The 12,409-nt window shown below is 52.5% G+C and carries 11 protein-coding genes and 1 pseudogene; 8 read left to right on the top strand and 4 right to left on the bottom strand.

Translation table 11 applies throughout. From position 1 onward, the window contains the following. Positions 1 to 42: 42 nt before the first annotated feature. Genes AC0XWG_RS06140 through araD form a run of 5 tightly spaced genes read left to right on the top strand, consistent with a single transcriptional unit; the run spans position 43 to position 5,126 of the window. A complete protein-coding gene (locus AC0XWG_RS06140) occupies positions 43 to 1,362 on the top strand; it encodes an MFS transporter (RefSeq protein ID WP_028018240.1) in 1,320 nt (439 codons plus the stop codon). Positions 1,363 to 1,418: 56 nt separating this feature from the next. Beyond that, on the top strand, positions 1,419 to 2,924 hold the full coding sequence (locus tag AC0XWG_RS06145; RefSeq protein ID WP_028018239.1) for an FGGY-family carbohydrate kinase: 1,506 nt from the start codon (positions 1,419 to 1,421) through the stop codon (positions 2,922 to 2,924). Continuing rightward, the gene (ulaD, locus tag AC0XWG_RS06150; RefSeq protein ID WP_028018238.1) at positions 2,921 to 3,574 is read left to right on the top strand and encodes a 3-keto-L-gulonate-6-phosphate decarboxylase UlaD; all 654 of its coding nucleotides are present in this window, start codon (positions 2,921 to 2,923) and stop codon (positions 3,572 to 3,574) included. Before AC0XWG_RS06145 ends, ulaD begins: the two co-directional genes overlap by 4 nt. Positions 3,575 to 3,576: 2 nt before the next feature. Then, a complete protein-coding gene (locus AC0XWG_RS06155; protein ID WP_475680459.1) occupies positions 3,577 to 4,437 on the top strand; it encodes an L-ribulose-5-phosphate 3-epimerase in 861 nt (286 codons plus the stop codon). Next, the gene (gene araD / locus AC0XWG_RS06160) at positions 4,431 to 5,126 is read left to right on the top strand and encodes an L-ribulose-5-phosphate 4-epimerase (RefSeq protein WP_475680460.1); all 696 of its coding nucleotides are present in this window, start codon (positions 4,431 to 4,433) and stop codon (positions 5,124 to 5,126) included. The genes AC0XWG_RS06155 and araD overlap by 7 nt, the downstream gene beginning before the upstream one ends. Here araD and AC0XWG_RS06165 read toward each other — a convergent pair whose 3' ends face one another. Next, entirely contained in the window at positions 5,127 to 5,936 is an 810-nt protein-coding gene (locus AC0XWG_RS06165) for an AraC family transcriptional regulator (RefSeq protein ID WP_108089343.1), read from the bottom strand. 223 nt (positions 5,937 to 6,159) lie between these two features. On the opposite strand from AC0XWG_RS06165, the gene AC0XWG_RS06170 reads away from it, so the two are divergent. The 3 genes and pseudogenes from AC0XWG_RS06170 to AC0XWG_RS06180 all read left to right on the top strand — a co-directional run bounded on the left by AC0XWG_RS06170 (position 6,160) and on the right by AC0XWG_RS06180 (position 10,803). Further along, a complete protein-coding gene (locus AC0XWG_RS06170) occupies positions 6,160 to 7,560 on the top strand; it encodes an MFS transporter (RefSeq protein ID WP_475680461.1) in 1,401 nt (466 codons plus the stop codon). A 10-nt stretch (positions 7,561 to 7,570) separates the two neighbouring features. After that, positions 7,571 to 9,520 carry a glycoside hydrolase family 127 protein gene (locus AC0XWG_RS06175; RefSeq protein ID WP_475680462.1) on the top strand — a complete coding sequence of 650 codons (1,950 nt, stop codon included), beginning with the start codon at positions 7,571 to 7,573 and terminating at the stop codon, positions 9,518 to 9,520. Positions 9,521 to 9,725: 205 nt separating this feature from the next. Further along, positions 9,726 to 10,803: pseudogene (locus tag AC0XWG_RS06180) on the top strand (type I restriction endonuclease). Between the two features lie 3 nt (positions 10,804 to 10,806). Here the strand turns inward: AC0XWG_RS06180 and AC0XWG_RS06185 are convergent. The 3 genes from AC0XWG_RS06185 to AC0XWG_RS06195 form a co-directional block, all read right to left on the bottom strand. Continuing rightward, complete coding sequence (locus AC0XWG_RS06185; RefSeq protein WP_108089340.1) at positions 10,807 to 11,214, bottom strand: type II toxin-antitoxin system HicB family antitoxin; 408 nt, start codon at positions 11,212 to 11,214, stop codon at positions 10,807 to 10,809. Positions 11,215 to 11,228: 14 nt separating this feature from the next. Further along, on the bottom strand, positions 11,229 to 11,414 hold the full coding sequence (locus AC0XWG_RS06190) for a type II toxin-antitoxin system HicA family toxin (protein WP_041911637.1): 186 nt from the start codon (positions 11,412 to 11,414) through the stop codon (positions 11,229 to 11,231). 210 nt (positions 11,415 to 11,624) lie between these two features. Continuing rightward, on the bottom strand, positions 11,625 to 12,365 hold the full coding sequence (locus AC0XWG_RS06195) for a MipA/OmpV family protein (protein WP_257246731.1): 741 nt from the start codon (positions 12,363 to 12,365) through the stop codon (positions 11,625 to 11,627). Positions 12,366 to 12,409 lie beyond the last annotated feature (44 nt).

A 12,409-nucleotide genomic window follows, 5' to 3' on the forward strand; every position in this document is an offset into this window, starting at 1 on the left:
AATAAAAATCTTATTCCGGTTACATTTACTGAGACATTAAATATGAACACGACTTCTCAAGCTCTACATGCGGATATTCCGCGCCAGCGCTGGCTAAGAATCATCCCCCCTATTCTTATCGCCTGCATTATTTCTTATATGGACCGAGTGAATATTGCATTTGCGATGCCAGGTGGTATGGATGAAGAATTAGGTATATCCGCCACAATGGCTGGCCTGGCGGGCGGTATCTTCTTTATCGGCTATCTGTTCCTGCAGGTTCCCGGTGGCAAAATTGCTGTTCATGGTAGTGGTAAGAAGTTTATCGGCTGGTCGCTGGTCGCCTGGGCGGTGATCTCGGTACTCACGGGTCTCGTGACGAATCAGTATCAGCTTCTGGTGCTGCGATTCTTACTCGGCGTGGCGGAGGGCGGGATGCTGCCCGTTGTGCTCACCATGATCAGTAACTGGTTCCCGGATGCCGAGCGAGGTCGCGCCAACGCGATTGTGATTATGTTTGTGCCCATTGCAGGGATCATCACAGCACCGTTGTCGGGTTGGATCATCACCGCGCTCGACTGGCGCTGGCTGTTCATTATTGAAGGGCTGATGTCCGTTGTGGTGCTGGTGCTCTGGGCATTCACCGTGTATGACCGTCCACAAGAAGCCCGCTGGATATCGGAAGCCGAAAAAAACTACCTGGTGAAAACGCTGGCGGCGGAACAGCTGGCGATTGCCGGTAAAGAGGTGAAAAATGCCTCGCTCAGCGCAGTGCTGTCCGACAAAACCATGTGGCAGCTGATCGCCCTGAACTTCTTCTACCAGACCGGAATTTATGGTTACACCCTCTGGCTGCCAACCATCCTGAAAGAGCTGACGCATACCAGTATCGGCCAGGTAGGGATGCTCGCCATTCTGCCTTACATCGGCGCGATTGCGGGCATGTTCCTGTTCTCGTCTCTTTCTGACCGTACCGGCAAGCGCAAGTTGTTTGTCTCCCTGCCCTTGATAGGTTTCGCGCTCTGCATGTTCCTTTCTGTGGCGCTAAAAGAGAACACCTGGTTGGCCTATGCCGCGCTGGTGGGCTGCGGCTTCTTCCTGCAATCCGCTGCGGGTGTGTTCTGGACTATTCCGGCGCGTCTGTTTAGCGCCGAAATGGCGGGCGGTGCGCGCGGCGTGATTAACGCCCTGGGTAATCTCGGTGGCTTCTGCGGCCCTTATGCGGTTGGCGTGCTTATCACGCTGTACAGCAAAGACGCAGGGGTTTACTGCCTGGCGGTCTCTCTGGCGCTGGCCTCGCTGCTGGCCCTGCTGTTACCGGCGAAATGCGATGCCGGCTCTGAGCCGAATCCCACGGTGAATCCACATAAACGTGCGGCCTGATGTCCTCACCCCAGCCCTCTCCCACCGGGAGAGGGAGCAACACAAGAGAATCAAAGATGAGTGAAAAAGAGCCCTTCTGGCTGGGTATCGATTGTGGCGGTACTTATCTGAAAGCCGGTTTATACACCCGTCAGGGAAAAGAGGTCTGTATTGAGCGCCGTTCGGTTGCCACTCTCAGCCCACGTCCTGGCTATGCTGAGCGGGATATGCACCAGCTCTGGCAGCACTGCCACACGACCGTCGCACTGCTGCTCAAAAATGCCAGGGTCGATGGCGAGCAGATCAAAGGTGTCGGTATTTCGGCTCAGGGCAAAGGGCTGTTTCTGCTTGATAAACAGGATCAACCGCTGGGAAACGCCATGCTCTCTTCTGACCGTCGGGCACTGGAGATTGTGCAGCGTTGGCAGCAGGACGGCATTCCCGAAAAACTGTACCCGCATACTCGCCAGACGCTATGGACCGGGCATCCGACTTCGCTCCTGCGCTGGGTTAAAGAGAACGAACCACAGCGGTATCAGCAGATTGGCTGCGTGATGATGGCGCACGACTACCTGCGCTGGTGTCTGACGGGGGAAAAAGGCTGCGAAGAGAGCAATATCTCGGAGTCCAATCTCTACAACATGAGCACTGCTCAGTACGATCCACAGCTCACACGCTGGCTTGATATCAGCGAAATTGACGGTGCACTACCGCCGATTGTCGGCTCCGCAGAAATTTGCGGGGAAATCACCGCTCAGGCAGCCTCGCTTACCGGTCTGGCGGCGGGTACTCCCGTCGTTGGCGGGCTGTTTGATGTGGTTTCCACCGCGATCTGCGCCGGACTCCATGATGACAACACGCTTAACGCGGTGATGGGAACCTGGGCCGTGACCAGCGGGATCGCCAACGGCATTCGCGATAACGAACCCTTTCCTTATGTGTATGGCCGCTATGTGCACCCGCAGCAGTACATCGTGCACGAAGCCAGCCCGACCTCATCCGGCAACCTGGAGTGGCTGACAGCGCAATGGGGTGACGTCTCGTTCAGTGAGATTAACGATGCCGTTGCCAGCTTACCGAAGGCAGAAAGCGATGTGTTTTTCCTGCCGTTCCTCTATGGGAGCAACGCTGGTCTGGAGATGACCAGCGGCTTTTACGGAATGCAGGCACTCCACTCCCGGGCCCATCTGTTGCAGGCGGTTTATGAGGGCGTGGTCTTTAGCCACATGACCCACCTGAACCGCATGCTGGAACGCTTTACACACGTGACGTCGCTGCGCGTCACGGGTGGCCCCACTCATTCAGACGTGTGGATGCAAATGCTGGCAGATGTCAGCGGTCTGGCAATAGAACTACCGCAGGTGGAAGAGACCGGTTGCTCCGGTGCGGCGCTGGCAGCACTTGTCGGTACGGGCATCTATACCGATTTCCACGCCGCTCAGCGTGCCCTGCGACACGACACCAGGGTCATTGAACCCGATATGCGCGCCCATGCTGCCTACCAGCGCAAATATCACCGCTACCAGTTACTGATTACCGCACTACAGGGCTATCACGCCCGTGTTAAGGAGTTCGACCTATGAGCCGTCCATTACTTCAACTGGCGCTCGACCATACCTCACTTCAGGCCGCACAGCGCGATGTCGCTTTGCTTGCGGATCACGTTGATATCGTCGAGGCGGGCACCATTCTGTGTCTGACCGAGGGTTTACAGGCCGTGCGTGCCCTTCGTGAACAGTGCCCGGACAAAATCATCGTGGCGGACTGGAAAGTAGCCGACGCTGGAGAAACGCTGGCAGAACAGGCGTTCGGTGCAGGCGCGAACTGGATGACCATCATCTGCGCGGCACCGCTGGCGACCGTTAAAAAAGGCCATGACGTCGCTCAACGCTGCGGCGGCGAAATCCAGATGGAGCTGTTTGGTAACTGGACGCTGGAAGATGCACGCGCATGGCACCACATCGGGGTGAAACAGGCCATCTATCACCGCGGGCGCGACGCGCAGGCGAGTGGTCAGCAGTGGGGCGAAGCGGATCTCGCGAAAATGAAAGCGCTCTCCGACATCGGTTTACAGCTTTCGATTACCGGCGGGATCACTCCTGCCGACCTGCCGCTGTTTAAGCAGATTAACGTCAAAGCCTTTATTGCCGGCCGCGCGCTGGCTGGTGCTGAAAAGCCACCGCAGGTGGCACAGGCATTCCATTCACAAATCCGCGACATCTGGGGAGAGTAACCATGCGTCAGCATCCGTTAGGTATTTACGAAAAAGCGCTGTCGAAAGATCTCACCTGGCCGGAACGTCTGGTGCTGGCGAAAAGCTGCGGGTTTGATTTTGTCGAAATGTCGGTTGATGAAACTGACGAACGTTTGTCACGTCTTGAGTGGAGCACCACGCAGCGTGCATCGCTGGTTGAAGCCATGCTGGAAACCGGCGTGTCGATCCCATCCATGTGCTTATCTGCCCACCGTCGTTTCCCGTTTGGCAGCCGCGATGAAGCCGTGCGCGAGCGCGCCCGCGAAATCATGACCAAAGCCATCAGGCTGGCGCGTGATTTAGGTATCCGCACCATTCAGCTTGCAGGTTATGACGTCTATTACGAAGAACATGATGAAGGCACTCAACAACGCTTCGCTGAAGGGCTGGCGTGGGCGGTAGAACAAGCCGCTGCGGCACAGGTGATGCTGGCAGTGGAGATCATGGATACCGCCTTTATGAACTCGATCAGCAAATGGAAAAAGTGGGACGACATGCTCGCTTCACCGTGGTTTAGCGTTTACCCGGATGTCGGCAACCTGAGCGCGTGGGGCAACGATGTCACCGCCGAGCTGACGTTGGGCATTGACCGTATCGCTGCAATACACCTGAAAGATACCCAACCCGTCACTGAAAACAGCCCGGGACAGTTCCGCGATGTGCCGTTTGGCGAAGGCTGCGTTGATTTTGTCGGCGTGTTTAGCACGCTGAACCAACTGAACTATCGCGGCGCGTTTCTGATTGAAATGTGGACTGAAAAAGCAAAAGAGCCCGTACTGGAAATCATCCAGGCACGTCGCTGGATTGAAGCCCGTATGCAGGAAGGAGGCATGACATGTTAGAACAACTCAAAGCTGAAGTGCTGGCAGCAAACCTGGCGCTTCCCGCCCACCAGCTGGTGACATTTACCTGGGGCAACGTCAGCGCGGTCGATCGCGAAAGCGGGCTAATGGTGATCAAACCCTCCGGCGTAGAGTATGACGTGATGACCGCAAACGACATGGTGGTGGTTGATCTTGCCACGGGTGCGGTAGTCGAAGGCAGCAAAAAGCCCTCCTCCGACACGCCAACGCATCTTGCATTGTATCGCCGTTACCCTGAGATTGGCGGCATCGTCCATACGCATTCCCGCCACGCCACTATCTGGTCGCAAGCGGGGCTGGATTTACCTGCATGGGGCACCACGCATGCCGACTACTTTTATGGCGCGATCCCCTGCACACGGCTGATGACCACGGCTGAAATAGCCGGGGAATACGAATATCAGACGGGGGAAATGATCATCAAAACCTTCGAGGAGCGCGACTTAAACCCGATGCAAATTCCGGCAGTGCTGGTCCATTCTCACGGTCCGTTCGCCTGGGGAAAAAATGCGGCCGATGCAGTACACAACGCGGTGGTGCTGGAAGAGTGCGCCTGTATGGGCCTGTTTTCACGTCAGCTGGCACCGCAGCTACCGGTGATGCAACAGGAGTTACTGGATAAGCACTATCTGCGCAAGCACGGGGCGAATGCCTATTACGGGCAGTAATCACCCGGAATTGATGTGCTCCTTACAGTACCGCCGTTTCCAGACGGCGGGTGTTAAGCCCGTGTGTTTGGTAAATATCTGCCGGAAATAGCCCACGTCATTAAACCCGCAGCGGGTTGCCACTTCGGTGAGCGATGCAGAGCCATCCAGCAACAGCTTTTCCGCCGCCCTGACGCGCTGGCGATGTATCGCCTCCGTCAGGGTTAAATGAAAAGTGCGACGAAACACGCGCCCCAGATAATCGGCATTACAGTGCAACTCTCTGGCGAGCTTCGAAGTAGAGAGGGGTAAATGAAATTGTGTGCGAATAAGCTGTTTCGCCTTCCACGCCATTGCGGCTCCAGCCTCATCCATTTTGTCCTCATACCCCGAAGAGAGCGAAACTTGCTGCAAAATCAGGAGTAAAAGGAGCTCCAGCGCCATACTACGCTGTAATTTTTCCTGCTCACTCAGAAACTGACGGAACAGAGAAATGACATATTGCGCATCCCTGACGCTGCAATGCTGTTCTATTGCCAGAGAGGGGGAGCCCTGCCCTGTGTTTTCCACTTCGAAGTGCAGCCAGTAGAATTTGAGATCTGCCGGGAAATCCTCCACACCAACGTGCCGCCGATCCGGCCAAAGCAATAAACTTTCTCCAGTCTTCACCTCAAAAAGGGTGTTTTCCTCCAGGATCGTTAACGTCCCTTTTTCGACAAAAATTATTTCCCACGACGCCAGCTTTCGCGCCGGATGACGACCCACACCTCGGGAAATAAATAACCCGCCATTTTGTACCTTAATCGGAAGCGCTATGGATAATTCAAGCATCGGTATTCACCATCCCGCTTTTATCGTCATGGAAATTGAGTTTATTCATTGATTATTAATAAATATTAATATCCCTTCCCGATCCAACTCACATTTTTAGCATCAGGTCGGAATTGTCATCTTTTTATACTTTTCCCTTCCCTTGTTGGCCCTGTCGTTCGGTGCAGAATAAATGGGGTACTTGCATAAATACGATAAAAATCGATTACCGAGGAGTTACCTCATGACTTCCACACCGATTACAGAATCTGACGTTGTACAACCGGCAATAGATGACCGCCTTTCAGTTCGCGAAAAAATAGGCTATGGCCTGGGTGACGCGGGCGGCACGGTCATTACCTGTCTTATCATGAACTTTCTCACCTTTTTCTATACCGATATCTTTGGTCTGACGCCCGCCCTTGTCGGCACGCTGTTTATTGCATTACGCGTGTTTGATGCCATCTCCGACCCGGTAATGGGCGTGATTGCTGACCGCACGCAAAGCCGGTGGGGACGTTTTCGCCCCTGGCAGCTGTGGGTCGCGTTCCCGATTGGGATCATCGGCGTACTGACCTTCACCGTCCCGGAAGCCAGCATGGGAGTAAAAATTACCTGGGCGTTCGGTACCTATTTACTGTTATCCGTAGGCTATACCGCCATCAACGTGCCCTACTGCGCGCTGATCAACACCATGACAACCCGACACAACGAGGTGATCTCCTGCCAGTCATGGCGTTTTGTGCTGTGCGGCGTTGCCGGATTTTTAGTGTCTGTTGGTCTGCCGTGGCTGGTGTCCGTATTAGGACAGGGTAATGCCGCGAAGGGTTATCAGCTTGGCGTGGGCGTGCTGTGCGCCGTCGCCGTGGTGATGTTCCTGTGCTGCTTTTTCTGGGTACGTGAGCGTGTCCCGCTGGCACTGATGGGTAAATTCACTCTGCGCGAGCACCTGGCTGGCCTGCGTAAAAACGACCAACTGCTGTTAATGCTGGTGATGTCCTTCCTGCTGATCAACGTTTTTAACATCCGCGGCAGCGGGTACATGTATTTCATCACCTACGTGCTTCAGGGCAGCACCGCCTACACCTCACTGTTTTTTACCATGGTGACCTTTGCGGCCATTCTTGGGGCGGTGATCGTTAACCCGCTGTCCCGCCGTTTTGATACGGTCAAACTTTACTATTACACCAACCTGGTGCTGGCCGTGCTCGCGGCGGGAATGTGGTTCCTGCCCGGCGGACCAAATTACCAGACGCTCTGGCTGATTGTAATCCTGAGCAACGGCGTCATCCTGGGTTTTACGCTGCCGCTGCACTTCTCGTTGATGGCCTTCGCCGACGACTACGGCGAATGGAAAAACGGCGTGCGCTCGTCGGGCATGAACTTCGCCTTTAACCTGTTTTTCATCAAGCTCGCATGGGCTTCCAGCGCCGGGATCATCAGCCTGGTGTTTATCGCCGTAGCCTATCAACCTGGTGCCGGTAACCAGACGCCGGCATCTCTGCAAGGTATCACCGCCATGGAGACATTACTCCCTGCTCTTTTCCACCTGCTGCTGGCTGTCTCAATTCGCTGGTGCAGACTCAACAATCCAATGATGTCGCGCATTGCCACCGACCTGCGCCAGCGTCACGTACAGTCCTGAGGAGAACAAGATGTCCATAATGGAAGCCGACCTGCATAAACTGAAAATTAACGACCCGTTTCTCGGGCAATATCAACGGCTGGTACGCGATGTGGTGATCCCCTACCAGTGGGATGCGCTGAACGATCGCGTGACGGAAGCCGAACCCAGCCACGCCATCACCAACTTCCGTATTGCGGCGGGTCTGGAGAAAGGCGAATTCTACGGCATGGTGTTTCAGGACAGTGACGTAGCAAAATGGCTGGAAGCCGTAGCGTGGTCCCTGTGTCAGAAACCTGACTCAGACCTGGAAAAAACTGCTGATGAGGTAATTGAGCTGGTTGCGGCGGCACAATGCGAAGACGGTTATCTCAACACCTATTTCACGGTGAAAGCCCCTGAAGCGCGCTGGACGAATCTGGCTGAATGCCACGAGCTGTATTGTGCCGGACACATGATTGAGGCTGGCGTGGCATATTTTCAGGGAACCGGAAAACGCCGTCTGCTGGAGGTGGTGTGCAAACTGGCCGATCACATCGACAGCGTGTTTGGCCCCGGCGAGAACCAGCTACACGGTTATCCGGGTCACCCGGAAATAGAGCTGGCGCTGATGCGGTTGTACGACATCACGCAGGAGCCACGCTACCTGGCACTGGTGAAATATTTCATCGAACAACGCGGTGTCCAGCCTCACTTCTATGATATCGAATACGAGAAGCGCGGCAGAACATCATACTGGAACACCTACGGGCCCGCCTGGATGGTCAAGGACAAAGCCTACAGCCAGGCACATCAGCCACTTGCTGAACAACAAACGGCCATCGGCCACGCGGTGCGTTTTGTCTACCTGATGGCGGGCATGGCGCATCTGGCGCGCCTGAGTCATGACGAAGGAAAACGCCAGGACTGCCTGCGGCTGTGGAACAACATGGTCCAGCGCCAGCTGTACATTACCGGCGGGATTGGGTCGCAAAGCAGCGGGGAAGCCTTTAGCAGCGATTACGATCTGCCCAACGATACGGTATATGCCGAAAGCTGCGCCTCCATCGGTCTGATGATGTTTGCCCGCCGGATGCTGGAAATGGAGGCCGACGGTCACTACGCCGACGTGATGGAGCGCGCGCTATATAACACGGTACTCGGCGGCATGGCGCTGGACGGTAAGCACTTCTTCTATGTAAACCCGCTGGAAGTACATCCGAAAACCCTGAAGTTCAACCATATCTACGATCACGTGAAACCCGTCCGCCAGCGCTGGTTTGGCTGCGCCTGTTGCCCGCCGAATATCGCCCGCGTGCTGACGTCGCTGGGGCATTACATTTATACCGTTCGCCACGATGCGCTTTTTATTAATCTCTACGTCGGCAACGATGTCGTCATTCCGGTTGGCGATGAAACTCTGACGCTGCGGATTAGCGGTAACTACCCGTGGCATGAACAGGTGAAAATCGAAATTACCTCACCTGTTCCCGTCACGAATACGCTAGCCCTGCGGCTGCCGGACTGGTGCGCGGCGCCTGGCGTATCGTTGAACGGTGAAGACACTACAGGAGAAATTTCACGGGGATATCTCTACCTGACCCGAAACTGGCAAGAAGGAGATGTCGTCACGCTGACGCTACCGATGCCCGTTCGCCGGGTGTATGGAAACCCGCAGGTACGCCAGCAGGCAGGGAAAGTCGCGCTACAGCGCGGACCGCTGGTTTACTGCCTGGAAGAAGCGGATAACGGTGCCAATCTGCATAACCTTTCCTTGCCGCAAGACAGCGAGTTCCGGGTCTTTGAAGGGAAAGGGATTTTCGCGCACAAGATGCTGATACAGGCAGAGGGGATTGGCTGTCACGTGAAGGACAAGGATGCGCTGTGGCAGTATGACCGCTCGCCGGTACAACGTCAGCCCCAGACGCTGACCTTTATTCCCTGGTTTAGTTGGGCTAACCGGGGAGAAGGAGAAATGCGGATTTGGGTGGATGAAGCATAAACAAGAATAATATCACCTTTATTAATATATAATATTTTTATCGAGCTCGGTGATGCCGAGCTCACTGATTATCATAGATTGAAAGACAATGTGATCTAACCCTCGGTATTGTTTTTTTGCAGCCGTTCAACTCAGACATACCATTGTCTGACATGCATTTTAGTGTTATTCCATAAAGACACACAGCTCAAAATAAGGATATCCCATGGAATTCACTGAAAGGTTAAATGCCTTATCAAATAAAATAAAACAACAACTTGATGTAATTAATACTGAAGAAGCAACAAAAACTGCATTTGTAATGCCGTTCATTCATAATGTCCTGGGCTATGATGTTTTTGATCCTTCAGAGGTGACACCTGAGTTTGTCTGTGACATCGGTACAAAAAAAGGTGAGAAAATCGATTATGCTATAATGAAAAACAATGATGTACAGATACTTATTGAATGTAAAAAAATTGGCGAACCATTGAATATAAATCATACCTCGCAGTTATTCAGGTATTTTCATGTAACAAATGCCAGAATCTCAATCCTCACCAATGGACAAAATTATAAATTCTTTACCGATCTGGATGCTCCTAATAAAATGGATGAAAAACCTTTTTTGGAGGTAGATCTTCTTGATATTGACGAAAATATAATACCTGAGTTAAAAAAAATTAACTAAATCTTCGTTTGATTTGGAATCAATTATCAATGCTGCTGGTGAATTAAAATATGTCAGCCAAATCAAAAAAATCCTGCATTCTCAGCTAAATAACCCTGAAGATGACTTTGTGAAATTTTTTGCATCCCGAGTTTATGATGGGATTCTCACCCAAAAAGTCAGAGAGTCTTTTTTAAATTTGACTAAAAAAGCTGCAAGCCAGTACATAAATGATCAGGTAAATGAGCGCCTCAAGTCAGCCATTACAGGCATAACCCCAGCGATCATCGAAACTCCAAATGAGTCATCGCATATTGAGGAAGACGAACATAAAGACGAAAGCGATGTGGTAACAACGCTAGAGGAGCTCGAGGGATATCATATTGTTAAAGCAATCACCAGAGCGGTACTGGAGGCACCTCGTATCACTCACAGAGATACCAAAAGCTACTTTGGTATCCTTGTGGATGATAACAACCGCAAACCCCTTTGCCGATTGCATTTTAATCGCACGCAAAAATACATCGGACTTTTCGACATAGAAAAAAACGAAACGCGTCACCCAATAACGACAGTCGATGATATCTATTCCTTTGCAGATATCCTGAAAGCAACAGCAGCTCTGTATAATTAATTTTTACCGGGGCAGCACGCGACGTGCTGCCTCAGCCAGAAATGCGCTTCGGTTGCTAAACTGAGGATGCTCACTGACAAAGGAATCAATCTTTACCAGTAAACGACGGGGCATGGTGATGTTGATACGCTCTGCCCTGCCATCAAACTGTTTCATATCAATGTCCACCAGCAGCCATTGCCCACCAATGAAGTCATCAGGACGACTTTCCAGATGTGTTTCAACATTACCCGGAAGAGGCAATGTTTCCTCTACTTCAAACAGCGCTTCGAAGTGTGCAGTGAGAGCATCACGAGCATCCTGAAAAGCCTCATCCAGGGAAACACCTGCAAAAAAACAACCTGGAACGTCAGGGAAAAAACCGCTGGCACTTCCGTCTGAGTCAGAATGAATGTAAGCCGGATAAAACATAACTACTCCTGATATCAGTGTTTAATCCCCGCCTGCCGCCAGATCTGCGCGAGAGTGCCCGGTTTAATATCCTTCTTAGGATGTGGGACAGTAACAAGCCCTTTCTGTTCGGGATGGCGAAACTGATGATGGCTTCCTTTCGTTCTGACACATTTCCAGCCATGACCGATCAGAACAGTAATCACATCCGCACTTTTCACATCCCAATCCTTCCATGATTATACACATGACACACACCATCACTACCGGGTCGAATCACATTAGCGTATTGAGAAACACCAGTGCAGCCGCTTTTGTCGGAACGGGAAGAAGTATCGGGAAAAGAAAAGGGGATTACAGTCGATTGCAGATAAAAATGCAGGGGCTATCGTAAGCCGGGTAAGGCGAAGCCGCCACCCGGCTTTACCGCATCAGAAACGCCAGGTCAGGCCGGTCATCAGCGCGAAGCTGTCGTCACGGTCGATCATCGGACTGTTCTTCACGTCATCAGGTAACACGGTATAAACCGCACTGGCGTTAAGGAACAGTTTCTGGGTTAACTGATATTTAGCCGCCAGACCAACGTATGGCGTCCAGCTGTCACCTGCGGTGTATTCGTCCAGGCCTGAGCGACGAGACTCACTGCCGGATACACCGTAGTAGTAGTCGTTATAGCTCTCATCGCTATAGAAAATACCGACAGATGGCGTCAGAGTCAGGCGTTCCATACGGATTGGACGGAAGTAGGATACCTCACCGATCACACCGCCGCTTTCATCCGTGGCATCACCAGAGACCGCCACTTTCAGCGAACCCCAGTTTTCATGGCGGTAGTATGCGCCACCGAGGAAGGCAGAGGCTTTTCGCTCATCAAGCTTTTTCATCTGATGGTCGTCGTTGTCATCAGGATCAAAATGGAGCGGCATCCAGGATGCGGTCAGGCTGAATTCATTTTTTTCATCTTTCCACAGGATCCACCCTCCTGTGGTCTGGCGCACATAGAAACGATCGCCTTCGTAGCTAATTAACGGTACTGCCGTTGTATTTTCATTATATCCTTTGTAAGGAGACTCATTAAATACAGCCCCCGCTCCAAGTGAAAAGTCACCGGCCATTGCAGATGATGTTGCAAATAACGTGGCAGCGATGAGTAAATTGTATTTAATAGTCATTACATGTAATCCATTTAAACGCCAAACAAGCGAGGCGAATAATA

Source organism: Enterobacter sp. DVT3837 (assembly GCF_056238685.1).

Excerpts from the sequence above, each read along its gene's own strand:
- AC0XWG_RS06140 (WP_028018240.1), top strand. The coding sequence starts at position 43 with ATGAACACGACTTCTCAAGCTCTACATGCGGATATTCCGCGCCAGCGC.
- AC0XWG_RS06145 (WP_028018239.1), top strand. The coding sequence starts at position 1,419 with ATGAGTGAAAAAGAGCCCTTCTGGCTGGGTATCGATTGTGGCGGTACT.
- ulaD (WP_028018238.1), top strand. The coding sequence starts at position 2,921 with ATGAGCCGTCCATTACTTCAACTGGCGCTCGACCATACCTCACTTCAG.
- AC0XWG_RS06155 (WP_475680459.1), top strand. The coding sequence starts at position 3,577 with ATGCGTCAGCATCCGTTAGGTATTTACGAAAAAGCGCTGTCGAAAGAT.
- araD (WP_475680460.1), top strand. The coding sequence starts at position 4,431 with ATGTTAGAACAACTCAAAGCTGAAGTGCTGGCAGCAAACCTGGCGCTT.
- AC0XWG_RS06165 (WP_108089343.1), bottom strand. The coding sequence starts at position 5,936 with ATGCTTGAATTATCCATAGCGCTTCCGATTAAGGTACAAAATGGCGGG.
- AC0XWG_RS06170 (WP_475680461.1), top strand. The coding sequence starts at position 6,160 with ATGACTTCCACACCGATTACAGAATCTGACGTTGTACAACCGGCAATA.
- AC0XWG_RS06175 (WP_475680462.1), top strand. The coding sequence starts at position 7,571 with ATGTCCATAATGGAAGCCGACCTGCATAAACTGAAAATTAACGACCCG.
- AC0XWG_RS06185 (WP_108089340.1), bottom strand. The coding sequence starts at position 11,214 with ATGTTTTATCCGGCTTACATTCATTCTGACTCAGACGGAAGTGCCAGC.
- AC0XWG_RS06195 (WP_257246731.1), bottom strand. The coding sequence starts at position 12,365 with ATGACTATTAAATACAATTTACTCATCGCTGCCACGTTATTTGCAACA.